At 73.5% G+C, this 25,272-nt stretch carries 23 protein-coding genes; 11 read left to right on the plus strand and 12 right to left on the minus strand.

All coding sequences use genetic code 11. The features are described from left to right. Positions 1 to 879: GNAT family N-acetyltransferase (locus Cco03nite_RS23925; protein ID WP_203694432.1), on the plus strand; the 879-nt coding region annotated here is incomplete at its 5' end. Positions 880 to 985: 106 nt separating this feature from the next. Then, positions 986 to 2,038, plus strand: a complete 1,053-nt coding sequence (locus Cco03nite_RS23930; RefSeq protein ID WP_203694433.1) for a hypothetical protein — start codon at positions 986 to 988, stop codon at positions 2,036 to 2,038. Between the two features lie 163 nt (positions 2,039 to 2,201). On the opposite strand, the gene Cco03nite_RS23935 is transcribed toward Cco03nite_RS23930, so the two are convergent. The 4 genes from Cco03nite_RS23935 to Cco03nite_RS23950 form a co-directional block, all read right to left on the minus strand. Next, positions 2,202 to 2,705, minus strand: coding sequence for a DUF1990 domain-containing protein (locus tag Cco03nite_RS23935; RefSeq protein WP_203694434.1), 504 nt, complete (start codon positions 2,703 to 2,705; stop codon positions 2,202 to 2,204). Between the two features lie 80 nt (positions 2,706 to 2,785). Beyond that, the gene (locus tag Cco03nite_RS23940; RefSeq protein ID WP_203694435.1) at positions 2,786 to 3,340 is read right to left on the minus strand and encodes a Rieske (2Fe-2S) protein; all 555 of its coding nucleotides are present in this window, start codon (positions 3,338 to 3,340) and stop codon (positions 2,786 to 2,788) included. Further along, positions 3,340 to 3,897: a DUF6529 family protein gene (locus tag Cco03nite_RS23945; protein WP_203694436.1), complete on the minus strand. Its 558-nt coding sequence runs from the start codon at positions 3,895 to 3,897 to the stop codon at positions 3,340 to 3,342. The genes Cco03nite_RS23940 and Cco03nite_RS23945 overlap by 1 nt, the downstream gene beginning before the upstream one ends. Positions 3,898 to 4,009: 112 nt before the next feature. Then, positions 4,010 to 4,702, minus strand: coding sequence for a hypothetical protein (locus Cco03nite_RS23950; RefSeq protein ID WP_203694437.1), 693 nt, complete (start codon positions 4,700 to 4,702; stop codon positions 4,010 to 4,012). Between the two features lie 215 nt (positions 4,703 to 4,917). Between Cco03nite_RS23950 and Cco03nite_RS23955 the strand changes: the two genes are divergently transcribed. The 4 genes from Cco03nite_RS23955 (at position 4,918) to Cco03nite_RS23970 (ending at position 9,528) form a co-directional block, all read left to right on the plus strand. Beyond that, positions 4,918 to 6,516 carry an adenylate/guanylate cyclase domain-containing protein gene (locus Cco03nite_RS23955; protein WP_203694500.1) on the plus strand — a complete coding sequence of 533 codons (1,599 nt, stop codon included), beginning with the start codon at positions 4,918 to 4,920 and terminating at the stop codon, positions 6,514 to 6,516. Beyond that, entirely contained in the window at positions 6,513 to 7,193 is a 681-nt protein-coding gene (locus tag Cco03nite_RS23960; protein ID WP_239167608.1) for a Crp/Fnr family transcriptional regulator, read from the plus strand. The genes Cco03nite_RS23955 and Cco03nite_RS23960 overlap by 4 nt, the downstream gene beginning before the upstream one ends. Positions 7,194 to 7,239: 46 nt before the next feature. After that, positions 7,240 to 7,818 carry a protealysin inhibitor emfourin gene (locus Cco03nite_RS23965; RefSeq protein ID WP_203694438.1) on the plus strand — a complete coding sequence of 193 codons (579 nt, stop codon included), beginning with the start codon at positions 7,240 to 7,242 and terminating at the stop codon, positions 7,816 to 7,818. Between the two features lie 75 nt (positions 7,819 to 7,893). Next, entirely contained in the window at positions 7,894 to 9,528 is a 1,635-nt protein-coding gene (locus tag Cco03nite_RS23970) for a RecQ family ATP-dependent DNA helicase (protein WP_203694439.1), read from the plus strand. Between the two features lie 51 nt (positions 9,529 to 9,579). Here the strand turns inward: Cco03nite_RS23970 and Cco03nite_RS23975 are convergent, their stop codons facing one another. Together Cco03nite_RS23975 and Cco03nite_RS23980 are read right to left on the minus strand one after the other, a co-directional pair. Next, positions 9,580 to 10,947 (minus strand): thrombospondin type 3 repeat-containing protein, encoded by a 1,368-nt coding sequence (locus tag Cco03nite_RS23975; protein ID WP_203694440.1) that lies wholly within the window; start codon positions 10,945 to 10,947, stop codon positions 9,580 to 9,582. 189 nt (positions 10,948 to 11,136) lie between these two features. Continuing rightward, a complete protein-coding gene (locus Cco03nite_RS23980) occupies positions 11,137 to 12,567 on the minus strand; it encodes an MFS transporter (protein WP_203694441.1) in 1,431 nt (476 codons plus the stop codon). A gap of 221 nt (positions 12,568 to 12,788) precedes the next feature. Here Cco03nite_RS23980 and Cco03nite_RS23985 point away from each other — a divergent pair, with 221 nt between their 5' ends. Further along, on the plus strand, positions 12,789 to 14,045 hold the full coding sequence (locus tag Cco03nite_RS23985) for an NAD(P)/FAD-dependent oxidoreductase (RefSeq protein WP_203694442.1): 1,257 nt from the start codon (positions 12,789 to 12,791) through the stop codon (positions 14,043 to 14,045). Positions 14,046 to 14,102: 57 nt separating this feature from the next. Here Cco03nite_RS23985 and Cco03nite_RS23990 read toward each other — a convergent pair whose 3' ends face one another. Together Cco03nite_RS23990 and Cco03nite_RS23995 are read right to left on the minus strand one after the other, a co-directional pair. Beyond that, positions 14,103 to 14,999, minus strand: coding sequence for an alpha/beta hydrolase family protein (locus Cco03nite_RS23990; protein WP_203694443.1), 897 nt, complete (start codon positions 14,997 to 14,999; stop codon positions 14,103 to 14,105). 98 nt (positions 15,000 to 15,097) lie between these two features. Then, positions 15,098 to 15,853: an enoyl-CoA hydratase family protein gene (locus Cco03nite_RS23995; RefSeq protein ID WP_239167609.1), complete on the minus strand. Its 756-nt coding sequence runs from the start codon at positions 15,851 to 15,853 to the stop codon at positions 15,098 to 15,100. A 117-nt stretch (positions 15,854 to 15,970) separates the two neighbouring features. On the opposite strand from Cco03nite_RS23995, the gene Cco03nite_RS24000 reads away from it, so the two are divergent. The 3 genes from Cco03nite_RS24000 (at position 15,971) to Cco03nite_RS24010 (ending at position 19,919) form a co-directional block, all read left to right on the plus strand. Continuing rightward, entirely contained in the window at positions 15,971 to 17,473 is a 1,503-nt protein-coding gene (locus Cco03nite_RS24000) for a succinic semialdehyde dehydrogenase (RefSeq protein ID WP_203694445.1), read from the plus strand. A gap of 20 nt (positions 17,474 to 17,493) precedes the next feature. Continuing rightward, positions 17,494 to 19,218 carry an AMP-binding protein gene (locus Cco03nite_RS24005; RefSeq protein ID WP_203694446.1) on the plus strand — a complete coding sequence of 575 codons (1,725 nt, stop codon included), beginning with the start codon at positions 17,494 to 17,496 and terminating at the stop codon, positions 19,216 to 19,218. Between the two features lie 95 nt (positions 19,219 to 19,313). Continuing rightward, positions 19,314 to 19,919, plus strand: a complete 606-nt coding sequence (locus tag Cco03nite_RS24010; protein WP_203694447.1) for a fasciclin domain-containing protein — start codon at positions 19,314 to 19,316, stop codon at positions 19,917 to 19,919. Positions 19,920 to 19,970: 51 nt separating this feature from the next. On the opposite strand, the gene Cco03nite_RS24015 is transcribed toward Cco03nite_RS24010, so the two are convergent. Beyond that, complete coding sequence (locus Cco03nite_RS24015; protein ID WP_239167610.1) at positions 19,971 to 20,591, minus strand: isochorismatase family protein; 621 nt, start codon at positions 20,589 to 20,591, stop codon at positions 19,971 to 19,973. After that, positions 20,591 to 21,784, minus strand: coding sequence for a CaiB/BaiF CoA transferase family protein (locus Cco03nite_RS24020; RefSeq protein ID WP_203694448.1), 1,194 nt, complete (start codon positions 21,782 to 21,784; stop codon positions 20,591 to 20,593). Before Cco03nite_RS24020 ends, Cco03nite_RS24015 begins: the two co-directional genes overlap by 1 nt. Before the next feature lie 53 nt (positions 21,785 to 21,837). Here Cco03nite_RS24020 and Cco03nite_RS24025 point away from each other — a divergent pair, with 53 nt between their 5' ends. Beyond that, complete coding sequence (locus Cco03nite_RS24025; protein WP_203694449.1) at positions 21,838 to 22,734, plus strand: hydroxymethylglutaryl-CoA lyase; 897 nt, start codon at positions 21,838 to 21,840, stop codon at positions 22,732 to 22,734. Positions 22,735 to 22,767: 33 nt separating this feature from the next. On the opposite strand, the gene Cco03nite_RS24030 is transcribed toward Cco03nite_RS24025, so the two are convergent. After that, a complete protein-coding gene (locus Cco03nite_RS24030) occupies positions 22,768 to 23,631 on the minus strand; it encodes a hypothetical protein (protein WP_203694450.1) in 864 nt (287 codons plus the stop codon). Positions 23,632 to 23,800: 169 nt separating this feature from the next. Then, the gene (locus Cco03nite_RS24035) at positions 23,801 to 25,228 is read right to left on the minus strand and encodes a dihydroorotase (protein ID WP_203694451.1); all 1,428 of its coding nucleotides are present in this window, start codon (positions 25,226 to 25,228) and stop codon (positions 23,801 to 23,803) included. Positions 25,229 to 25,272 lie beyond the last annotated feature (44 nt).

Here is a 25,272-nt window from a genome sequence, read left to right on the forward strand (position 1 = left end):
CGGGCCGGGTGGGTGCCGCGGCTGCGGGAGCGATACGCCCGCCGCTACACCGACCCGGCGACGGTCGAGCGGGAGGTCGAGCGCTGTCTCGCCAACCAGCGCGACGACCCGGGCGGGCGGGTGTACGCGGTCGAGGCCGGCGGCGCGCCGGCCGGTTTCCTGGCCCTCGGCGGATCACGGCCGCGCCGCCCCGAGCAGCGCAGCCTGCACGACCTGTGGCTGGCGCCGGAGCACCGCGGCCGCGGCCTGGGCCGCGAGCTGGTCGCGTGGTCCCGCGAGCGGGCCGCGGCGGACGGGGGCAGCCGCCTGAGCGTGACGGTCGTGCCGGGTGACCCCGTCACCGACGCGCTCTTCGGCGCGTACCCCCTGCGGGCGCAGCAGATGGTCAAGACGGTGACCGCCCAGGTGTCCCTGCCGGACGGCCTCGCGGGCCGTGCGATGACGCCCGTCGACTTCGACCAGTGGCTGCAGGAGGCGATCCGGATGTACGCCGAGGAGATGACCGCCTCCGGCAGCCGCTCCCCCGCCGACGCCCTGGCCGCGTCCGTCGCCGAGCACGAGGAGTTGCTCCCGGAGGGCCTGCGCAGCCCAGGGCACGCCTTCTGGTGCGTGACCGCCGGCGACGAGGTCGTCGGCACGATCTGGCTGCGCCACGGCTTCCTGCCCGGCCTGAGCTTCGTGTTCGGCGTGGACGTGGACCCGGCGCACCGGGGTCGCGGGTACGGCCGCGCGGCGATGCTGGTCGGCGAGCAGGCGACCGCGGCGGCGGGCGACGCCCAGCTCGGGCTGAACGTCTTCGGCCACAACACGGTCGCCCGACGCCTCTATGACTCGCTCGGCTACCAGATCGTCGAGCAGTACCGCGCCGACGACCTGTAGCCGGCGGCATTCGCGCTCAGTCAGGTTCCGACACATTCATTGAGATCGTTAGATCCACATGTTTGCATGTATCGAGTTACCGTCCCGTCACGGAAAGGTATCGAACATGCCAAGACCGACTCGTGTGCTCTCCACCCTGGTGGGGATCGTCGCCATGCTCGGCACACTGCTGGTCGCCGGCACGCCCGCGCAGGCTGCCGTGCCGAACCGGTTCGGGTTCGTGCTGTGGAACGGCGCGGCCGTGGTGCCCGCGGGCACCACCCCGGCGGCCACCACCGTCGTGCCGCTGGCCGTCGGCCGCTACCAGGTCACGTTCCCAGGCCAGGCGGCCCCCGGGGGCGTCGTGCACGTCACCGCGATCTCCAACGGGCCGCGCTGGTGCCAGGCCGAGACCTGGTTCCCGTCCGGCGCCAACGAGATCGCCATCATCCGCTGCTACCGGGTCGGCGGGGTGCCCGACAACAGCGGCTTCAGCGCGTTCTTCACCATGGCCTCCGGCGTGGGGGCGTCCGGCCCGTACGGCTACGTGGACACCCAGCCCACCGGCGTGATCATCAGCCAGTACAACGCGGCCGGCGCGGCCAACCTGGTCACCCCGATGGGCGTGGGCCAGTGGAGCGTCAAGTTCCCGAACATCGGCTCCGGCGGGCCGATCGACGGCAGCGCGCAGGTGACCGCCGTCGGCACCGTGGGCACCCGTTGCAAGATCCGCAACTGGACCTCGATCCCGGCCCAGCAAGAGGTCATCGTGCTCTGCTTCAACTCGGCGGGCGCGCTGGTCAACAGCCGCTTCACGGTGACGTACCAGCAGAAGGCGTCGCTGTACGGCGCGGGCTTCCCGCCGCAGTACTTCGGCTACCTGTGGAACGCCCCGCCCGTGGGCCCGGCGTTCACCAACTTCAACTCGGTGCTCGGGTACGGCGCGAACACGCTGATCTCGGCGGGCCTCGGCCTGTCCCTGGTCACCTTCCGGCAGATCGGCTTCGCGCCGCTCACCGTGCAGGTCACCGCGGCCGGCTCGAACTCGAACTTCTGCGGCCTGAACTTCCCGTGGACGATCGCGGCCCCCGACCTGTACGTCCGTGACGTCAGCTGCTACACCAACGCCGGCGCCGCCGTGAACACCGGCTTCACCGTCAGCGCCAGCTCCCGCCTCTGACAGGCCCGCGGCCACGCCCGGCTCCCTACCGGGCGTGGCCGCTCCGTGTCCGCGGTCGGCCGCGGGCTGCGGTTTCGGGGAAACTGCGCCCATCCCGCACGGCATTCGCGCACTTTCCCCGAGACCGCAGGCCGTGAACGCGGGCGGGCCGCGGCGAGGAGGGTCAGGGGCGGGTGACGAGGCGGCGCAGGGCACGGCCCAGGAGGCGGGCGTACGTGTGCTGGAAGCCGACCGCCACCGGGCCGGCTGCCCGGGTGTACCAGCGGGCGGGGCGGCTGAACGCGATCACCGAGAACCACACCGCGCCGGCGGCCGACTCGACGAGGAAGGCCTCCTCGCCGGTTTCGGGGTGGCCGGCGAGTGTGCCGTACGCGAAGCCGGCCCGCTGGGGGCCGTCCTCGGCCCATACCACCTCGCAGGGGGCGGCGATGCGCAGCGGGCCGATGCCCAGGCCCGAGGTCACCGCGAGCCCTTCGACCGCGCGCGGACCGTCGGCGGTGATGCGCACCCCGATCGCGCGCTGCGGCGCGAACGTCAGCACCGCCTCCGCGGCTACCGCCATCACCGACGCGTCGCCGATGCGGGTGCGGTAGCGCAGGTGGTTGTAGCCGCGCGGCAGGACCTCGTCGCGCGTCGCACCGACCTCCGCGTAACTGAAGCGGCTCATCCCCGCACGTCCCCCATGGTTCAGCGTTAAGAAGGGCACCTTCCTCTACGGATAACGATAAGAAGGTGCCCTTCCTTCGCCTAGGGGCGGTAGACGGTGGTGGCGTCGGAGGTTACGCGGGTTTCGCGGAGGGGGCGGGTGGCGGGGCCGCCGGCGACGGAGCCGTCGGTGGCGCGGAAGCGGCTGCCGTGGCAGCCGCACTCGATGATGCCGTCGGCGACGCTGGTGACGGTGCAGCCCTGGTGGGTGCAGACGGCGGAGAACGCCTTGTAGACGCCCGCCTGCGGCTGGGTGACGACGAGGCGTTCGGCTTCGAGGATCACGCCGCCGCCGACCGGGACCTTGGCCGTTTCGACCAGCGGTTTACCCGCCGGTTTGGCGGGAGCGGTGCCGGGGGCCGACGCGGCTGGGTCGCCGGGGCCCGTCGTGCCCGGGGCGGGCTCGGCGGGGGCGGTCGTGGCGGGGGCGGCGTCGGCGGGCAGCGGCTCCGGGTCGGTGCTCTCGCCGTAGGCCTGGCAGCCCGCCAGCAGCGCGGCCGCCCCGGCCACGCCGGCCAGCACGGCCCGCCGCGAGGCGCAGCCGGCCGCGCAGCCGCTGCTGGTCGTGTGCTCGTGCGTCGCGGTCTCCCGGGTCATCAGAAACGCACCCCGATCGTGGTGAAGTACCAGAAGGACGAGGTCAGCCACAGTCCGATCAGGGCGGTGAAGACCGCCCCGCCCAGCAGCGGCAGGGTCCAGCCGGGCAGGCCGCGTTTGGGCAGGCTCAGCATCTTGACCGTGAACGCGCCGAAGAAGAAGCAGCCCAGCAGCGAGTGGGCCAGGGTACGGGTGTCGTAGGTGGCGAAACCCAGCGCGTACAGGCAGTGCACGGCCACCGGCACGGTCAGCAGGAACGCGAACCGTCCCGACCAGCGGTGCAGCGGCCCGATCCAGGACGGCGGGTTCGCCCCGAACCTGCCCCACATCGCGAACGCGCTGACCAGCTGCACCAGCGCGAGCAGCGCCGCCCCGCTGGCAAGCCACACCTTCACCGTCTGCGGGCCGGAGAACCCGGCCACGTTCACCGCGATGCCGGTCGGCGTGTGCACGCTGCCGTACACGCCCAGCGTCACCGTCACGATCGCGCCGAGCAGCAGCGGCACGTACAGCCCGGCCGCCGATGCCTTGACACGCCTGGTGCTCTGGTCGCTCATGCCTTCTCCTCGCTGCGCTCGTCGGCGGCTTGGCCAAGCCTGCCGATTCGCTCGCTGCGCTCGCTCATGACCTGTTCCTTCCTCTGCCAGACAACCGATTCATGGCGTGCCCTCAGTTCTCGGCGAGTACGCCGGTGACGGGCGCGGCGGTCAGCGCGGCGCCGTCGACGGTGACCGCGCCCGTGGCCGGGTCGATCGCGGGCGCGGGCTGCGGCACGTCGTCGACGGTGACGACGCCGACCTGGCTGCCGTCGGGCAGCACGATCCAGCCGCCGACGACCTTGGCATTGCGTACGGTCGCGGTGGCGCGGTACAGGCCGGACGGCTTGGCGACCGCCTTCACGGTGAAGGTCCACTTGCGGCCGTTCGCGGTGACCGTGCCGGTGGCCTTCCCGCCGCCGAAGGTCCCGGTGAGGGTCGCGCCCTTCTTGCCGGTCAGCGCCAGCTTGCCGTCCGCGGCGGTGCCCTGCAGCCACACCTCGGCCTTCTTCCCGTCACACAGGTACGCGACCGCGACGCCGTCGGTGACCGCGATCGCGATCGTCGCGCCGCCGCCGTCCACGGTGCCCGCCCAGGTGGCGTTCACCTTCTCGGCGGGCGCGTCGGGCGCGGCGGCGGAGGCGGAGGCGGCCACCGTCGGCGAGGGCGGCGTGGACGCCGCGGGCGCGGCCGAGGCCACCGCCGCGCCCAGCCCGGCCGGGTCCGGCTCGCCGCCGCCCTTGGTGAGCGACAGGTTCACCGTGATCAGCACGGCCGCGAGCGCGAGGCCGGCCAGCAACGTGATGATGGGCCCGTTGCGCTTCATCGTCAGCTCCTAACGCCGCCGGACACAGCACCGGCGACGAGTCCAGCCAACCCCTGACCCGGGCGGTGCGTCTGCGTACTAGTCCACACAGCGGATTCGCGACAGTGCTGCGGCGCCGCCGTGGGGCGTAAGGTGTCGGCGTGTCGCGCCCCTTCCTCCCGCCTGCCGTCCAGCCGGTGCGCGCCCTGGTCTGGCTGCTGCATCTGGCGCTGCCGATGGCGGGGCTGTGGCTGCTGCTGGCCGTGCCGGGCACGGACATCGCCTGGCACGACTCGCACAGCCACTTCTGGCTGGTGCTGGTGGTCGCCGCGGTGAACGTCGTGCTGGGCATCCGGATCTCGGCCGTGGCACGCAAGCGGGCCGACGCGCGGCTGCTGCTGGTGTCGCTGGCGTTCCTGGCCAGCGCCGGCTTCCTGCTGCTGCACGCGCTGGCCACACCCGGGGTGCTGGTGCACCACCCGTCCGTCGGTTTCGACCTGTCACAGCCGGTCGGGCTCGCCGTCGCGGCGGTGTTCGCGCTGGTCTCGTCACTGCCGCTGGAGGGCGCGCGGGGTGCGGCGGTGCTGCGGGCCCGGCCCTGGCTGCAGGGCGGGCTGTGGGCGCTGATCCTGGCCTGGGGCGTCGTCGAGCTGCTGGACCTGCCGCCGCTGAGCGCCCCGCCCGGCCCACGCGACGTGCAGGGCGCGATGGCCTGGGTCACCGCCGCCACGGTCGTGCTGTACCTGGTCGCCGCGCTGCGCTACTTCGCCATGCACCGGCGCAAGCCCGCCGCCATGCTGATCAGCATCGTCACCGCGTTCACGCTGCTGGCCGAGTCGAGCGTGGCGGTGCTGCTGGCCTACAAGTGGCAGCTGTCCTGGTGGGAGTGGCATCTGCTGCTGGCGTTCGCGTTCGGCTTCGTCGCGTACAGCGCCTACGTGCAGTACGGCCGCGAGGGCGGCAGCGCCGGCCTGTTCGACGCGATCACCCTGGACCAGACCGCCCGCGCGATCCGCGCCGAGTACGGCGCCGCGCTGGAGGAGCTGGTCACCGCGCTGCAGGAGCGCGAGCGCACCGGGGCCGCCACCGGGCCGGTCGCCGCCCGGCTGGCCGAGCGCTTCGGGCTCACCGAGGGCCAGACCGCGGTGCTCGACCGGGCCGCCGCGGCGCTGTCGGCCGAGCGGGAGCTGTCGCGCACGCTGGGCACCCTGTTCCGGCACTACCTGTCGCCGGACGTGGCCGCCGCGCTGCTGGCCGACCCCGACCAGGCCGCGCTCGGCGGCGAGGTGGTCGAGGTGACCGCGCTCTTCGCCGACCTGCGCGGCTTCACGACGTTCTCCGAGGGCGTCGAACCGGCCGAGATCGTGCGGATGCTCAACCGCTACCACGGCGTCGCCGTGCCGGCCATCCTCGACAACGGCGGCACCGTGGTGCAGTTCGTCGGCGACGCCCTGCTGGCCCTGTTCAACGCCCCGGCCCGGCAGCCCGACCACGCGCTGCGGGCGGTCCGCGCCGCGCTGGCGATGCAGCAGGGCGTCGACCGGATCGCCGCCGGGCACCCCGACTGGCCGCGGTTCCGGGTCGGCGCGAACACCGGCCCGGCGCTGGTCGGCAACATCGGCAGCGAGCAGCTGCGCGGCTTCAACGCGATGGGCGACGCGGTCAACGTCGCCGCCCGCCTGCAGACCCTCGCCGAGCCCGGCCAGGTCGTCATCGGCGAGGCGACCCGGCTGGCCGCCGGGGACGCGGTCACCGCCGCGCCGCTGGGCGATCTGCCGGTCAAGGGCCGGATCGCCACGGTACGCGCGTACGCCGTCACCGGGATGCGACCGTGAGCCAGCGAATCAGCGGGGATTTCTGGAGCCTGCTCACGCCTGCGGAGCAGGAGCAGTTCACCCGGCGCAGCGCCCTGCGGCGGTGGAGCCGCGGCGAGGTGCTGTGCCGGGAGGCCGACCGCTCGGACTGGGTCGCCATGCTGCGCGCGGGCCGGGTCAAGGCTTCCTCGCACACCGCCGCGGGCGGCGAGGTCGTGCTCGCGGTACGCGGACCCGGCGCGCTGCTCGGCGAGCTGTCCGCGGTGGACCGCGCGCCGCGTTCGGCGACGCTCACCGCGCTGGAGCCGGTGACGGCGCTGGTCATGCCACTGGCCGAGTTCGAGGCGTACCTGCAGGCGCACGGCCGGGTGGCGTTCCTGCTGATGCGGCTGCTCACCGAGCGGCTGCGCGACGCCGACCGCAAGCGCGTCGAGTTCGGCGCGCAGGACAGCACCGGCCGGGTCGCCGCGCGCCTGGTCGAGCTGGCCGAGCGCTTCGGCCGCCCGGACGGCGACGCCATCGCGATCGCGCTGCCGCTGTCCCAGGACGAGCTGGCGGGCTGGGTGGGCGCGTCCCGGGAGGCGGTCAGCAAGGCGCTGGGCGTGCTGCGCGGCGCGGGCTGGATCCGTACCAGCCGCATGTCCGTGACCGTGCTGGACCTCGCCTCTCTGCGGGCTCGCGCCGGCCTGCCCGGCTGAACCGGCCCGCCCTGGTCGGCCGACCCGGGTGCATAGACTGGCGCTCATGGCTGAAACCTCGCCGGCAGGCAACCGGTCCGCGATCCGGGCCGTCCCAGCACGTATGACCTTCCTGCGCACCATCGTCCGGCATGCCGCCGCCGTCGGGGCGCTCGCGCTGCTCATCGCGGCCTGCGCACCCGCGGACGGCGTCGACCCGGCAGGCTCGCCGAGCTCCGGCGGACGGGTCTCGCCGAGCCCCGGCGGATCGGTCTCGCCCCGGCCTGCCTCGGTCAGCGTGTACCGGACCGGCGGCTTCGCCGGTGTGAACGACCAGATAACGGTCGACCCGGCCGGAGCCTGGACCCTCACGGACCGTGCCGGAAACACCAAATCGGGCAAACTGACCACTTCGGAGCGCGCGGAGCTCCAGACGCTGGCCGCCGATCCGCGGCTGGACACCGAGGCCGCCCGCCCCACCGCCCCGACCACGTGCGCCGACGCCTTCCAGTACACCGTCTCCGTCTACCGGACGGGCGGCGCCGGAAAGGTCACCGTCATGTACACCGACTGCCCAAGTGACGAAAATCTGCCGGAGGCCGCCCGCGCGATAACGGCCCTGGTCGGCAACGCTACCCGGATCTGATCTTCATCCATACGCGTCTACGGATGGCATCCCGGTGACGTTTGTGTGTCGGCGGAACTGGTTAGAGTCGCGGCGATGATGTTCTTATTCCGCTCCCTGCGCCTGCGACGCGCCGCCCGTGACCACTTCGGCTGGAACCGGTTGCGGCCCGCGCAGCTGGACGCCATGCGCGCCCTGCTGCGCGGCCGCGACGCGATGGTGGTGCTGCCCACCGGTGGCGGAAAGTCGGCCGTCTACCAGGTCACCGCGTCCCTCCTGAAGGGACCGACGGTGGTGATCTCGCCGCTGCTGGCTTTGCAGCACGACCAGATCGCCAACCTCAACGACCGCGGCAACCCGGCCCTGCGGGCGGTGCGGATCAGCTCCGCGGAGACCCCGGCCAAGCAGGCCGCGGCGCTCAAGGAGCTGCGCGAGGGCACCGCGCGCTTCCTGTTCATCACGCCGGAGCAGCTCAGCTCGCCGGAGCGGATGGCCGAGGTGAAGGCGCTGCGCCCGGCGCTGGTCGCGGTGGACGAGGCGCACTGCATCTCGTCCTGGGGCCACGACTTCCGGCCCGACTACCTCACCATCGGGCACCTGATCCGGGGCCTGGGCCGCCCGCCGGTGGTGGCGCTGACGGCCACCGCGTCGCCGCCGATGCGCGAGGACATCATCGCCCGGCTCGGGCTGCGCAAGCCCAAGGTGGTGCAGACCGGGCTGGACCGGCCCAACCTGTTCCTGGAGGCCACCCACTGCCCCAGCGAGGACTACCGCTGGCGGCGGCTGCTCAAGCTGCTGGAGGAGGCCACCCCGCCGGGCATCGTGTACGTGGCGACCCGGCGCGCCGCCGAGGAGCTCGCCCAGCGGCTCAACGACGCCGGGCACGAGGCCACGGCATACCACGGGGGCATGGCGGCCGGGGTGCGCGCCCGCGCGCACGAGGCGTTCCTCGCCGACCGGGTGCCGATCATGGTCGCCACGTCGGCCTTCGGCATGGGCATCGACAAGCCGAACATCCGCTTCGTCGTGCACATGGCCCTGCCCGACTCCCCCGACAGCTACCTGCAGGAGATCGGCCGGGCCGGCCGCGACGGCGAGCCCGCGCACGCGCTGCTGCTGCACCGCGCCGAGGACGTGGCCCTGCAACGCTTCTTCAACGGCGGCGCGCCCGACCTGGCCGAGCTGCGCACCGTGGCGGCGGCTCTGCACAGCGGCCCGGTCACCAAGACCGCGCTGGCCAAGACCACCGGCTACAACGCCCGCAAGCTGGCCGCGCACCTGAGCCTGCTGGAGCAGGTCGGCGCGGTGGCGACCGGGACCAAGGGCGAGCTGAGCGTGCCGCGGTTCGCGCCGCTGCCCGACCAGGCGGCCCGGGACGCGCTCGCCGAGCACGGCCGATACCAGGCCGGCCAGCGCTCGCGCACCGACATGATGCGCCGCTTCGCCGAGATGCGCGGCTGCCGGGTGCAGGCGCTGCTGGGCTACTTCGGCGAGCAGCTCAACGACGTCTGCGGGCACTGCGACAGCTGCCACGAGGGCACCTCGGAGGTGATCGCCGACGACGTGCCGTACCCGCTGCACAGCACGGTGCGCCACGCCGACTGGGGCACCGGCATGGTGCTCGGCTACGAGAAGGACCGGATGACCGTGCTGTTCGACTCGGTCGGCTACAAGACCCTGGCGGTGGCCGTGGTCACCGCGCAGCAGCTGCTGGTGCTCGAACGCGGCTGACGCCGCCGGACCCGGCCGGGGAAGATCGGGGCCGGGCCCGGCGGCGTCAGGTCAGCAGAGGCCGCCGCATCCGCCGCCGGACGGCGGCACCGCGCCGTCCATGGGGTGGGGCAGCCCGTTGGCGAACTCCGGCTGGGCGTGCGTGGTCAGCCTCGGCTCGACCAGGACGAACTCGCCGACGTAGTCCGGGTCGATGTTGACGATCACGCTCGGGTCCGGGGTCTCCGGCTCGCCGTCACCGGGCGGCGTCCAGCCCTGGACGACGTTGATCGCCGCGCCGCGTACCCGGAGCACGCCCTGGACGACCTCCTCGGTGATGACGGCCGGCTGCTGGCTCTCGTCGAAGTAGCCGCCGGTGGAGGACACCTGCGTGCAGTTCTCGCCGTTCGCGTCGCAGCGGTAGGTGACCGATCCGCTGGTGGTGGTGCCGTTCGCCGGTTTCGACGACTCGCTGTGGGTGACCGTGGTGCCGGTGACGTTGCCGTCCTTGTCCCGCTTGTACGTGGTCTTGTCGGTCTGGCTCTCCGTGCTGCCGTCCTTGCCCGTGCGGGTGGTGGTGGTCGATTCCGACTGCACCCTGCCGCCCGCGTCCGTGACGGTCGTTGTCTCCGTCTCGACCCGCGTGTCGCCGTCGTAGCCGAAGTCCCGGTCGATGGTCACCATCGCGCTGTTGTCACCGTTCTCATCGGTGTACGCGATCTCGGTGCGGCCGGTTTCCCGGTCCACCCTGGTGTGCGCCGAGGAGCCGTCGTAGTACTCGGTGACGTCGCCGAACCCGTCCTCGTCGCGGGTGTTGCTCTTCACCCCGCCGCGGTCCGCCATGTACGAGGCGCCGCCCGCACTGATCAGCGAGGTGTCGAGGGTGCCCAGTTTGATCCCCGCGGGCAGCCCGTCGCCGCCGCTGCCGGGCAGGTCGAGACCCAGGGTCATGCCGTCGCTGCTCGGGTCGAGGCCGAACGCGTCGAGCAGCTTGCTGTCGATACCCATCCGGGTGAGCGCGTCCTTGCGGGCCGGCAGCGGGAACGTCTCCAGCCAGCCCCGGTCGACCTGCTCGCGCAGCTTGACCGTCTCCAGCGGGAGCAGCACGAAGACGCCCTGGCCGTACTCGAACGTCGGCAGCGCCCGCCCGATCACCAGCTCGGCGACCAGCTCCGGCGACGGGAAGCTGGCCCGGTCGAACGGGTCGGTGCCGGCGACCAGCTCGTCGGCGTCGCACCAGCCGTCGCCGTCGGAGTCGATGACCTTCCAGGCGATGTAGCACATGCTCAGATCGCAGATCTTGACCTGCTGGTACGGGCGGCGCGGCGGTTCCTTCTCCTCCGCCGCGACAGCGGGCGCGGAGAGGCCGACGGCGGCGAGCGTCAACGCGCCCGCCGCGCCGAGCAGTCTCCGGGCGAGGGTGTGGGTCGGTGGTGTCATGGCCCGGATGCTGTCAGCCGTCAAGCAGGACAACCGGCATTCTGCAAGGTCACCGACACTCCGTCCACCCCGGACCTAGGGATCCCACCAGGGTCCCCGGTCTAGATCGTCCGACTTGCCCGGCAGGCGTGCGTATCCGGCACGCCGACACGCCCACCTGCCGGGCAAATCCCATGATCTTGCGGCGGGTCAGTCCGAGGTGTGCGGGGACAGCGCGGCGGCGGCGTCGGCGTCGTAGCCGCGCCAGGCCCGGAGCACGATCAGGCTGCCCACCACCAGCGGCACGATGACCACCGCGTACGCCAGGCGCAGCGAACCGGTGGCGTCGGAGGCCTCGCCGATGAGCCAGGGGCCGAGCGCGCCGCCCAGGGTGATCACCGACTGGAGCACCGCGAAGCCCAGGCCGCGCCGCGACGCCTCGACCACGTCGGCGTTGGCCGCGGTCAGGTTCGCGATGGCTCCGGCGAAGCCGACGTTGGCGAGCCCGAAGCAGACGACCTGCGGCACGAACGGTCCCACCGCCACGGCCCCGGCCAGCGCGACGGTGCCGAACAGCAGCGACCAGCCGCCCAGCCGCACCCGCCAGCCGGGACGGCGGCCGTGGCCGCGATCGCCGAGCCAGCTGCCCAGGCCGATGCCGGCGAGGATGCCGACCAGGCCGGCACCGCCGCCGACCGCGGCCGAGGCGGCCTCGTCGAGCCCGAACTCGCGCTGGTAGAACGACGGCATCCAGAAGAACAGCCCGCCCAGCCCGAAGAACAGGATGCTCAGCCCGCTCACCACCGAGCGCAGCGTGCGGATCCGCCACAGCTCGCGCACCTGCGCGGCGAGGCCCGACAGGCCCGTCGCACCGGGCGCGCCGGCCGGGACCGCCTGGCGCGGCACGGTCGCGGAGCCGGCCGCCGGGGCCGGCTCGCCCGCGGCGGGCGCCGGCGTGGCCGGGTCGGCGTACCAGGAGCTGAGGCGGTCGCCGATGCCCCGGACCGGCTCGCGCACGGTGAGCATGAGCAGCGCGATGACCGCGCCGGGGATCGCGACGAGGAAGAAGCCGGTGCGCCAGTCGTACGCCTTGGCCAGCGCACCGCCCGCGATCACGCCGATCGGCAGGCCCGCGAAGTAGGCGGCGCGTTCGAGCCCGTAGGCGCGGGCCCGGCTGGGGCCCGGGTAGAGGTCGCCGAGCAGGCTGGACGCGGGCGGGTTGTAGAGCTGACCGGCCGCGCCGAGCAGCACCCGCACCCCGAACAGCATCGCGTAGGACCCGGCCAGGCCGGTGCCGAGGGTGAGCAGCGCCCACACGGCGACCACGGCGGCCACGGTCCAGGTGCGCCGTCCGGTGTCGGCCAGCCGCCCGGCGGGCAGCAGCAGGAGCACCGCGGCGATCGCCCCGGCGGTGGCGATGGCCCCGGCCGCGCCGTCGTCGAACCCGAACTCCCGCTGGATCGCCGGCAGCGCCCCGGCCAGCAGGTTGTACTCGATCCGGTCGATCAGCGCGACCAGCGCCACGCAGATCGCGGGCCACCAGCCGAACGGGGCGGCGCGCCCGCGCCTGACCCGCACCGGCGGCCGCCCGGGATACGCGGCGATCTCGCGGACCTGCTCGTCGACGGCGGGGACGGCCATGCGCCTACCTCCAGGGGCTCGACCGGGCGGCGGCCCGGCAGCTGTCCGTCGGGCCGTCGTGCCCCGGGACGTCCAGGCGTCCCGGGAGCGACGGGCACCTGTCCGGTGCCGAGCATCCTACGGAAGGGAAACGTCGTTTCGCCAGAGGAACCATGCCGCGCGGATCGACGCAGTCCACCGAAAACCGCTGCGCCGCAGGTGCGGCGGCCTAGCCTGAGGACATGGCGGAACACTGCGACGTGGCCGTCGTCGGCGCGGGCCTGGCCGGCCTGGTCGCCGCCCGGCGGATCACCGAGGCGGGGTTGCGGGTGACCGTGCTGGAGGCGTCCGACGACGTCGGCGGGCGGGTGCGCACCGACACCGTCGACGGCTTCCTGCTGGACCGCGGCTTCCAGACGCTCTGCCCGGCCTACCCCGCCCTGCAGGAGGAGTACGACCTCACCGACCTGCACCTGCGGCCGTTCACGCGCGGGGTGGCGGTGCACTGGGCCGGGCGCACCCATCACCTGCGGCCCGGCCCGACCGCGGCGCTCGCGCTGGCCTCCGGGCTGGTGCCGGCCGCCGACGGGCTGACGCTGGTCGAGCTGGCCGCCCGGGACACGCTCGGCTCCACCGCCGCGGTGCTGCGCCAGCCCGACGTGAGCACCCTCGACGAGCTGAAGGCCGCCGACCTCGCGCCGGCGACGGTGGACCGGGTGCTGCGCCCGTTCCTGGCCGGGGTGTTCCTGGAGGACCGGCTCGACACCTCGGGCCGCTTCTTCCATCTCATGTGGCGCATGTTCCTGCGCGGCGGCGCGGCCGTGCCCGCCCAGGGCATGCAGGCGCTGCCCCGGCTGCTCGCGGCACGGCTGCCCGCGGGCACGGTGCGCTGCGACGCGCGGGTCGAGCGGCTGACTCCGCACGGTGTGGCGGTGGCCGGCGGCGACGAGATCACCGCGCGGGCCGTCGTGGTGGCCACCGACGGCGGCACGGCGGCGGCGCTGCTGCCCGGCCTGCGCACACCCGCCTGGCACGGGGTCACCACGTTCTACCACGCCTGTTTCGGTGCGCCGTCGATGCACCCGATGCTCACCGTGGACCCCGGGGGCGGCGGCCTGGTGACCAACACGGTGGTGCTCACCGCCGCCGCGGCCGGGTACGCCACCGACGGCCGGTCGCTGATCGCGACGTCCACCCTGGACACGAGCAGCCCGATCGACGCGCTGGAGCGTTCGGTCCGCGCCCGGCTGGCCGTGCTGTACGACGTGCCGACCGCCGGCTGGCAGTTCCTGGACGCGTACCGCATCCCGCATGCGCTGCCCGCGATGCCCGCCCCGCACCGGATGCGCCGCCCCGTACGCCACGGCTACGGCCGCTACGTCTGCGGCGACCACCGCGACACCAGCTCGATCCAGGGCGCCCTGGTCTCCGGCCGCCGCGCGGCGAACGCGGTGCTGGCCGACCTCGGCGCCCGCGTCTACGCGGCGGGCCGGGTCTGACCCACGGTCGTGCCGGGTGCGTGCCGCGATCGGCGGACGCACCCGGCCCGTGCTCGGTCAGGCGACGCCCTCGAAGGCGACCTGTGGGTCGCTCGTCGCGCCGGAACCCCAGACGGCGTTGTAGGCCGTGGTGTCCCCCGCCAGGTAGTAGCGGAACCAGTCGGTCAGCACCCGGCGCGTGATCTGCAGCTGCGTAGCCCGGGTGATGGTGCCGCTGTCGCAGAAGGCCGACGACGTGTCGATGAAGCCGCAGTGGAAGCCGCCGACGATGGTGCGCAGCTGCTTGGGCGCGGGCTTGCCGTGGTAGATCGGGCGCTGGTGGCTCGCGATCGGCGCGGTGCCGTCCTTCTCCCCCGCGACCAGCATCATCGGCACCCGCACCGAGGCCGCGGCGGTGGCCGCCGACGGGTTGGTCTCCGCGGCGGCGAGGTTGGCCACGGTGGTGACCGCGGGGTTGCGGGCCGCGGCCAGCACGCTCGCGCCGCCGCCCATGGAGTGGCCGGACAGCCCCAGCTTCGTGGTGACGACGTGCGCGTTGAACCGCGAGCCCGCCGTGGTGTCCTGCGCCACCAACCAGGTGAGCTGGGCGTTGAGGTCGTCGGCGAAGGCGCTGTGGCTCGGGAACAGGCTGCCCTGCGAGGTCGGCGCGGCCACCACGAAGCCCCACGAGGCCAGGTGCTGCATGGTGCTGTAGTACTTGCTGACGCTCTGCAGGAAGCCGTGCCCGAAGGCGATGGCCGGGAAGCGGCCGGCGGCCACGGCCGCGTTCTGCCCCGCGGTCGCCGCCGGGTAGTAGATCCGGGCGCTGAAGGAGCGGCCGGAGGCGCTGACCGAGGCGTCGACATAACCGACGGCGTACGCGCCGGGGGTGGAGCTGTCGGCGGCGGCGGGCGAACCCACACCCGCCACCGCGGCGGTGATCATGGCCAGCACGAGGATCGCTCGTCTGATCATCACTGTTCCTCTCGTCGAGGGAATCTGGTTCGCACAGTGGAACACCGTTTCCACCAACGAGACAAGCGATGATTTATGCCAACATATCGATGCGCAGCTCACTCCGCCCAGGAGGGCTTTCGCCGCTGCAGGAACGCCGTCATGCCCTCGACCGCCTCGTCCGTGGCGAACAGCCGCGCCGACTCCTCGGCCAGCCGCACCCCGTGCTCGTCCAGCTCCCGGCGTACCGCAGCCGTGGTGAGCAGCTTGGACGCGGCCAGGCCCTGCGGCGAGGCGGCGCGCAGCCCGGCCAGCACGCCGGTCAGCAGCGCGTCCACATCGTCCCCGGCCTGGGTGACCAGACCGCAGGCGACGGCGGCCGCCGCGTCGAACACCTCGCCGGTCAGGAAGTAGCGCGCGGCGGCGCGCTCCGGCATCCGGGTGAGCGTGGTCAGCGAGATCACCGCCGGGGCGACGCCGAGCCTGGCCTCGGTGAACGCGAAGCCGGACGCGGGCCCGGCCAGCGCGATGTCGCATGCGCCGAGCAGCCCCAGGCCGCCCGCGCGCACCTGGCCGTCCACCCGCGCCACCACCGGTTTCGGCAGCTCGACGATGCTCCGCAGCAGCCCCAGCAGGCGCGCGGTGCCCTCGGCGATCCCGCCCCCGGCGGCCTCGGTCAGGTCCGCGCCCGCGCAGAAGACGCGGCCGGTGTGGGTCAGCACCACGGCGCGCACGCCGGGATCGGCCGCCGCGGCGGCCAGCGCCTCCCCGAGCTGCGCGACGAGCGCCGCGGACAGCGCGTTGCGGTTGTGCGGGGAGTCCAGCGTCAGCGTCGCGACGCCGCGCTCCACGGTCGAGCTCACGAGGTTCGGCACGGCGTCAACCCTCATCAGCCCGGCAATAAAAGTCAAGCGCGCTTGATTTATACCGCGCTGACCTGCATTGATACGACAGCCTCTTGCGTTTGCGGCACGAAGGGCTACCGTGCACGCATGGGCACCCCTCAGTCCCGTGGGGCCGACGCCACCCCGCTGGCGCCGCTCACCGGCGAGCCCCTCCCACCCGTGCGGCAGTCCACTGCCGACGATGTCGCGCTGGCCTACGCCCGGGCCCGCGCGGCCCAGTCGGGCTGGGCCGCCCTGCCCGCACGCGAGCGGGCCCGGCCGGTGCGGCGCTTCGCGTCGCTGCTGCTGCGCCGCCAGGACGAGATCCTCGACCTGGTGCAGCGCGAGACCGGCAAGGCCCGGCTGCACGCGCACGAGGAGGTGCTGGACGCCGCGTTGGTCAGCACGTACTACGCCCGCCGCGCGCCGCGCCTGCTGCGGCCGCGCCGCCGGGCAGGCGCGCTGCCGCTGCTGACGTACGCGGTGGAGGTGCGCCATCCGCTCGGCGTGGTCGGGGTGATCACGCCGTGGAACTATCCGCTGGCGCTGGCCGTCACCGACATCGTGCCCGCGCTGCTGGCCGGGAACGCGGTCGTGCACAAGCCGGACACCCAGACCGCGCGGACCGCCGCCTGGGCGCGGGACCTGATGGCCGAGGCCGGGCTGCCCGACGGGGTGTGGCAGCAGGTCACCGGCGAACCGGCCGACATCGGCGACGCGCTGCTCGACGGCGCGGACCACCTGTGCCTGACCGGTTCCACGGCCGCGGGCCGGGCTGTCGCCATGGGGGCCGGGCGGCGGCTGATCGGCTGCTCGCTGGAGCTCGGCGGCAAGAACTCCCTGCTGGTACGCGCCGACGCGGACCTCGACCAGGCCGCCCAGGCCGCCGTACGGGCCTGCTTCGCCAGCGCCGGGCAGCTGTGCCTGTCCGCCGAGCGCATCATCGTGCACGAGCGCGTGCACGAGGCGTTCCTGGAGCGCTTCCTGCCCCTGGTGCGCGGGCTGCGGCTGGCCGGCGGCCTCGACTACGGCCCGCAGATGGGCTCGCTGAGCCTGCCCCGGGTGCTGGCCACCGTGCGCCGGCACCTCGAGGACGCGACCGCGCGCGGGGCCGTGGTGCTGGCCGGTGGCGCGGCCCGGCCCGACCTCGGTCCGCTGTTCCACGAGCCGACCGTGCTCGGCGGGGTGACGCCGGACATGGCCGTGTACCGCGAGGAGACGTTCGGGCCTGTGGTGGCCGTGTTCGCGGTGCCCGGCGACGACGCCGCCGTCGAGCTGGCCAACGACACCGAGTACGGCCTCAACGCGGCCGTGTTCAGCCGGGACACCGGTGCGGCGCGGGCGCTGGCCCGGCGGCTGCGGGCCGGGACCGTGAACATCAACGAGGGCTACGCGGCCGCGTACGCCTCGCATGACGCGCCCATGGGCGGCATGAAGTCGTCCGGGCTCGGCCGCCGCCACGGCACCGCCGGGCTGCTCGCCTACACGGCCCCGCAGACCATCGCCCACCAGCGCCTGAACCTCACCCCGCCGGCCGGCCCCGGGCAGGCCCGCTACGCGCGCGCGCTGACCGCCGCCGTGCGCGCCATGCAACTGCTGCACCTGCGATGACCCGTTCCGGAGAGGACCCGATGCCCCCCGCGACCCTGTGCGCCGCGTTCCAGGCCACCGCCGCCGTCGCACCCGACACCATCGCGCTCGGCGCGTTCGGATCCGACGTCGAGCTGACGTGGCGCGAGTACGCCGAGCGGGTGCGCGCCATCGCGGCAGGCCTGGCCGGGGCGGGCGTGCGACGCGGCCAGACCGTCGCGCTGATGCTGGCCAACCGGCCGGAGTTCCACCTGGCCGACACCGCGGCGATCCACCTGGGCGCGGTGCCGTTCTCGGTCTACAACACCTCGTCGCCGGCGCAGATCGCGTACGTGCTCGACAACGCGCGGGCCCGGGTCGTCATCTGCGAGCAGCAGTACGCGGCGCGCATCGCCGCCAGCGGGGCGGCTTACGAGCACCTGGTGTGCGTGGACGGGCGGCCCGACGGCACGATCACCCTGGACGAGCTGTGCGCGCTCGCCGAGCCGGGCTTCGACTTCGACGCCGCGTGGCGCGCCGTGCAGCCCGACGACCTGCTCACCCTCATCTACACCTCGGGCACCACCGGCCCGCCCAAGGGCGTCGAGCTGACCCACGCCAACCTGCTGGCCGAGGCCGACGCGGTGACGGCGCTGTTCCCGCTGGAGCGCGCCGACCACGGGCTGTCCTACCTGCCCGCCGCGCACGTCGCCGACCGCCTGGCCAGCCACTACCTGCAGCTGCTGTACGGCGCGCGGATCACCTGCCTGGCCGACCTGACCCAGCTCGGCCCGGCCCTGGCCCAGGTGCGCCCGACGTACTGGGCGGCGGTGCCGCGGGTGTTCGAGAAGATGCGCGCGCGCATCGAGGACGCGCTGCTCGACGCGCCCGCGCCGCGCCGGTGGGCGTTCCGGCTGGCGCTGCGGTGGGGCCGGGGCAGGCGGGGCGGACCGGCGGCGCGGGCGCTGGCCCGGATCGCGGACCGGCTGGTGCTCGGCCAGGTGCTGGCCCGGCTGGGCATGGACCGGATGCGCTGGGCGATGTGCGGTGCGGCGGCGCTGCCGGTGCCGGTGCTGGAGTTCTTCCTCGATCTCGGGCTGCCGGTGTGCGAGATCTGGGGCATGTCGGAGACCTGCGGGGCGAGCACGCTCAACCCGCCGGAGGCGATCCGCCCCGGCACGGTCGGCATCCCCGCGCCGGGGGTGCGGGTGCGCCTGGCCGACGACGGCGAGCTGCTGATCCGCGGGCCGCTGGTGACCCGCGGCTACCACCGCGACCCGGCACGCACCGCCGAGGCGTTCGACGCCGACGGCTGGCTGCGCACCGGGGACGTGGCCACGATCGACGGCGACGGGTACGTGTCCATCGTGGACCGCAAGAAGGAACTGATCATCAACGCGGCGGGCAAGAACATGTCCCCGGCGAACATCGAGGGCGTGGTCAAGTCGGCGTGCCCGCTGATCGGCGCGCTGGTCGTGGTCGGTGACGGGCGGCCGTACAACGTGGCTCTGATCGTGGCCGACCCGGAGGCGGTGGCGTCGTTCACCGCGCGGCACGGGGCGGCGGCGGTGCCGGACGCGATCGCGGCCGGGGTCGCCGCGGGCAACGCCGAGCTGTCCCGGGTGGAGCAGATCAAGCGGTACGAGGTGCTCGACGCGGTGTGGGCCCCGGGCGGGGACGAGCTGACGCCGACGCTGAAACTGCGCCGCGCGGCGATCGTGCGCAAGTACGCCTCGGTGATCGACGGGCTCTACGCCGCACCCGAAAGATATTCCCAAAGCGCTTAGAAAGAAGAAATCCAAAAAATCCGGCCATCCGACCAAACCGTGCCAAGCTCGGCGGCGAATCCCTCCTGATGTCTCACCGGAGGAAGGACACCGACATGCTCGGCAAGAGGAGGCTGACCGCGCTCGCGGCAGCCGGCACGTTCGCGTTCTCGCTGGCCCTGACGGCCTGCGGCACCGACACCATGGCCACCCAGACCACGGGCCCGAACACCGCGACGACCGCGGAGGAGTTCGGGCCCGGTTGCGCGGCCGTACCGAAGGACCCGAACAACCCGGGCAGCTTCGACGCGATGGCCCAGCAGCCCGTGGCGACCGCGGCGTCGGGCAACCCGCTGCTGTCCACGCTGGTCACCGCGGTGAAGCAGGCCGGCCTGGTCGACACGCTCAACAACGCCGAGGCGGTCACCGTCTTCGCGCCGACCAACGACGCCTTCGCGAAGATCCCGAAGGCCGACCTGGACAAGGTGCTGGCCGACAAGGAGCTGCTCACGAAGATCCTGACCTACCACGTGGTGGCCGGGAAGACCGCGCCCGAGCAGCTCGCGGGCACCCACAAGACCCTGGAAGGGCAGGACCTGACCGTGTCCGGTGGCGGCACGGACTTCAAGGTCAACGACAGCGCGAAGGTGGTCTGCGGCAACGTGCAGACCAGCAACGGCACGGTGTACATCGTCGACTCCGTGCTGATGCCGCCGTCCTGACCGGACCGGACCGCTCCCCGGCCCGCGTTCCGGGCCGGGGAGTACCCGTGTTCAGGTGAGCCGGGTCAGCGCCTCGGCCAGGCTCACCACGTCGGCGTACTTGGCGTCGAGGTCGAACAGGTTGGCCTCGTGCGGGCCGGGGTCGCGGTCGGCGCAGGCCTCGCGCACCACCATGGGCCGGAAGCCGTGCTGCAGCGCGTCCACGGCCGAGGCGCGTACACAGCCGCTGGTCGAGAAGCCACCGATGACCAGCGTGTCCACCCGGTGCGCGGTCAGCCACGCGGGCAGCGACGTGCCCGCGAACGCGCTCGCGTAGTGCTTGAGCACGACGTGCTCCCCAGGTGCGGGGGTGACCTCGGCCGGGAACTCGCCCAGCGGGCTGCCCGCGGCGAACGCCGCCAGCGCGGGCACCTTCGCGGCGAACAGCGGGGCCTCGGCACAACTGGCGTCGGCGTACCGCACGCCGGTCAGCACCACCGGCAGCCCGGCCGCCCGCGCGGCCGCCAGCAGCGCGGCCATCGCCTCCAGCGCCGCCTGCCCGGTGTCGAGCCGCAGCGGCGAGCCCGGCACCGTGTACGCGGCCACCGGGTCGACCAGCAGCACCGCGGGGCGCTCGCCCCAGCCGAGCCGCCGGGCGAACCCGGCCTGCGCGTAGTCGGCGTCCAGCGTCATCAGATGACGCCCCGCTCCCGCAGCTCGGCCCGCTCGGTCTCGGACAGGCCCAGCAGGGTGCCGTACACCTCGTCGTTGTGCTGGCCCAGTGTCGGTCCCGCCCAGCGCACCGAGCCGGGGTCGGCCGACAGGCGCGGGGCGACGTTCTGCATGGGCAGCTCGCCGAAGTCGGGGTGTGGCACGCGCACGACCGCCTCCCGCGCGGCGACGTGCGGGTCGGCCAGGATGTCCTTGGCCGTGTACACGCCGCCGGCCGGCACGCCCGCCTCGTGCAGCGCGGCGAGCAGCTTGTCCGGTTGCTGGGTCCGGGTCCAGGCGGCGATCAGGTCGTCGAGTTCGGCCTGGTGCGCGCCACGGGCGCCGTGGGTGGCGTAGCGAGGGTCGTCGGCCAGCTCCGGGGCGCCCATGACCTCGCACAGCCGCCGGAAGACGGTGTCCTGGTTGGCCCCGATCAGCACCTCGGTGCCGTCCGCGGTCGGGTAGGCGTTGCTCGGGGCGACGTTGGGCAGCACCGCGCCGGTGCGCTCGCGCTGGTAGCCGGCCACCGCCCACTCGGGCAGCAGCGACTCCATCATCGCCAGCACGGCCTCGTAGATCGCCGAGTCGACGACCTGGCCGCGGCCGGTGCGCTCGCGGGCGTGCAGCGCGGCCAGCGTGCCGTACGCGGCGTAGGTGGCGGCCAGCGAGTCGCCGAGCGAGATGCCCGAACGCGACGGGGGCCGGTCGGCCTCGCCGGTGACGTACCGGATGCCGCCCATGGCCTCGCCGATCGAGCCGAACCCGGCGCGCGGCGCGTACGGGCCGGTCTGGCCGTAGCCGGTGACCCGGACCAGGATCAGCCGCGGGTTGATCGCCGACAGCTCGTCCCAGCCGAGCCCCCAGCGCTCCAGGGTGCCGGGGCGGAAGTTCTCCAGCAGCACGTCCGCGTCGGCGACCAGGCGGCGGACCAGGTCCTGGCCTTCCTTGACGCGCAGGTTGCAGGTCACGGACTTCTTGTTGCGGGCGACCACCGGCCACCACAGCGACTGCCCGTGCGGCTTCTCCCGGCCCCACTGGCGCATCGGGTCGCCCTTGCCCGGGTCCTCGAGTTTGATGACCTCGGCGCCGAAATCGCCGAGTAGCTGGCCGCAGAACGGGCCGGCCAGCAGCGTGCCCGTTTCGATGACCCTGATGTCGGATAGTGCGCCTGTCACGGCGGCATCCTATGCTTTGGAAACGCTGTTTCGCTAGAGGAACCGAGGGTGTCGTGGAGATCGTCGAAGTCGGCCCGCGTGACGGGCTGCAGAACGAGAAGACGCTGCTGTCCACCGAGGTGAAGGTCGAGTACATCACGCGGGCGATCGCCGCGGGGGTGCGCCGCATCGAGGCGGTCGCGTTCGCGCACCCGGCGCGGGTGCCGCAGATGGCCGACGCCGAGGCGGTGCTCGCCGCCGTCCCCCGCCTTCCGGACGTGTCCTACATCGGCCTGGTGCTCAACCGGCGCGGCCTGGACCGCGCGCTCGCCTCGGCGGGCGTGGACGAGGTCAACTACGTGCTGGTCGCCACGGACGAGTTCTCCCAGCGCAACCAGGGCATGAGCACCGCCGCGTCGCTCGCCCAGTGGGACGAGGTCGCCGCCGGGGCCCGCGCCGCCGGGCTGCGCGCCACGCTGACCGTCGCCGCCGCGTTCGGCTGCCCGTTCACCGGCGAGGTCACCGCTCAGCACGTCGCCGGGCTGGTCGCCGCCGCGCAGACCCGGCCCGACGAGATCTGCCTCGCCGACACCATCGGCGTCGGCGTGCCACGCCAGGTCGCCGAGCTGGTCACCGAGGTGCGCGCGGTCGCACCCGGCGTCGCGCTGCGCGCGCACTTCCACAACACCCGCAACACGGGGTACGCCAACGCGCTGGCCGCGCTGGAGTACGGCGTGCTCGCGCTGGACGCCAGCACCGGCGGCATCGGCGGCTGCCCGTTCGCCCCGGCCGCCACGGGCAACATCGCCACCGAGGACCTCGCCCACCTGCTGCACCGCTCCGGAACGGACACCGGCACGCGGCTCGCCGAGCTGGCCGAGACCGGAACCTGGATCGCGGACCAGCTGGGCATCACGGCGCCCGCCATGCTCGGCCGCGCCGGAGCCTTCCCCCCACCGGCCACCGCTTGACCGGCCCGTCGCGCAAGCGGTCACCCGCGCCGGTCAGGCGGCGCAGATCGCCAGCGCCGACGCCTGCCAGGGCGTGCTCGTGCCGTACGCCATCTGCGAAGCGGTGACCGAGACCGAGTCGCTCGTGGTCCACGGCATCATCGCCTCGAACTTCGCCCCGTTGTCCGCGCCCACGAGCGCACCGCCGACGCCGTGCACGACGGTCCCCGCCGGGCAGTAGGCCACGACGGATCTGTCCGCCGTGTCGAACGGGCTCGACGCGTACGCGCGCTGCTGGCCGGGCACCGGGGCGACGCAGATCGCCCACACGTCGCCGTACCCGGTGACGTCGGCGTAGTCGCCGGGCACCGCCTCGCGGGCCCGGTTCCACTGCACGGTCACCATGCCCAGGTCGGCGTCCACGACCAGGTCGTCCAGGATGAACGGCGACTTGTGCGCGCTCCCGCCGAGCCCGATCGCCTTGCGCCCCTTCGGGCAGTACGCCTTGGCGGTGCCGGTGGTCTGGCCCGGCATGGTCGTGTACTCGGTGTGCACGATGCTGTGGCCGGTGACCCCGGTGCCGCAGATCGCCCAGGACCGCACCGCCCACGGGGTGGCCGTGATCAGCACGCCGTCGCGGTAGGCGGCGTGCGCGTACGCCATGGCCCACCAGGCCCGGCCGTCGGCGCGCGGGCCGGAGTGGCTGAGCTGCACCACGCCGTTGCCGCCGATGACCCGGCCACCGCCGCCGAGCAGCAGCGTGCCGGCCGGGCAGGACGCCTCGGCGATCTTGAAGGTGAGATTGCTCGGCGTGGTCGCGGACACCACGACCCGGCCGGCCACGGCGGCCGCCGGAGCGGCCGGAACGAGGGCGGCGACCACGGCCAGTACGGCCGGTACGGCGAGGCGACGGATCATGACAGTCCTCACTGATCGGCGGGCGACTGCCTCGATCGTGCCGACTCGCCCCTCCACACGCGAGCCCCTCGCCGCCAACCCGACAGCACCGCGCCACTCCGGCATACAGTTTCGGGGAAAGTGGCGGAATCGAGGTTCGGATTCGTGCACTTTCCCCGAAACTGCGGCCCTAGCGGGCGACGAAGCGGCCCGACGGGGCGCCGACGACGACTCCGTCACGGTAGGCGAGGCGGCCGCCGACGACGGTGGCGACCGGCCAGCCCTTGACCTTGTGGCCCTCGAAGGGGCAGTGGTCCTGGCCGGACAGCAGGAGGTCGGTGGTGACCTCCTGCTCCAGGTCGGGGTCCACGATGGTCAGGTCGGCGTCCATGCCGACCATCAGGCTGCCCTTGCGCCCGGCCAGGCCGTACGCGCGGGCGGGGTTGCCGGCGGCGAGTTCGGCGACGCGCTGGGCGGACAGGCCGCGCTTGTGCATGCCCTCGCTGAGCAGGATCGGGTACAGCAGCGCGGTGCCGCCGAAGCCGGGCAGCGCGGGCCACAGCGCGTCGCCCTTGTTCTCCTCCAGGCAGCAGGCGTGGTCGGAGGCGACCCAGTCCACGGTGCCGTCCAGTACCGCGGCCCACAGCGCCTCGGTGTCGGACACGGCGCGGATCGGCGGGTTGACCTTCGCGCCGAGGCCGCCCTTGCGGTCCAGGCTCTCGTGGTCCAGGCACAGGTGGTGCAGGGTGACCTCGCAGCGCAGGTCGAGGCGCTTGGTGGCCTTGGCGGCGGCCGCCGCGGCGATCGCCTCGGCCGACGACAGGTGCAGCAGGTTCACGGGGCAGCCGGTCGCGCCGGCCAGGGTCGTCGCCTCGCCGATGGCGACCTGCTCGGTCAGCGGCGGGCGGGCGTCGGAGTACGCCTTCAGGGTCTGCGGGTCGCCCGCGGCCCGGACCCGGTCGATGAACAGCCGCATCAGCTCGGCCTGCTCGCAGTGCAGCGACAGCGAGACCCGGCGGCCGTCGCGCTGGTTGGCGGCGACCGCCTCCATGATCTGGTACAGGTGGCCGAGGTCGTACTCGTCGCTCATGGTGAACGACTTGGCGTCGCGGGAGTCGGCGGACAGGTTGAAGCCCTTGTAGAACATGTAGTACTTGAACGAGCTGACGCCGTGCTCGTCGATCAGCGCGGGGACCTCGCCGACCTGGGCGGTGTCCATCGGCGCGAGGTGGAAGCCGTAGTCGGTCCAGGCGTGCCCGGCGACCGCGTCGAGCACCTGCGGGAAGATCTCGCCGTACGGGCCGGTGCGGTTGAGGTAGTGCTGGCCGGTGCGGAAGTAGGACAGCACCGTGGTCACGCCGCCGACCAGCGAGGAGCGGGTCTCCTCGGCGGCGTCGAGCGCCAGGTCGCGGTAGATGCCCAGGTGGTAGTGGGCGTCGACGGCCCCGGGGAAGACCAGCCGGCCCTGCGCCGACAGCACCTCGTCGGCCGCGGCCGGGTCGAGGTCGTCGCCGATCGACACGATCTTCCCATCGCGTACGGCGAGATCTGCGCGTACCGTGCCGACATACGGCAGCACCAGCGTGCCGTCCTTGACCAGCAGATCGTATCGTGCCATGGCGATCCTCCCAGGGGTGCGTTTCGCACACTGTAACGAGGTTT

It is taken from the genome of Catellatospora coxensis (assembly GCF_016862635.1).
Classification (GTDB): Bacteria; Actinomycetota; Actinomycetes; order Mycobacteriales; family Micromonosporaceae; genus Catellatospora; species Catellatospora coxensis.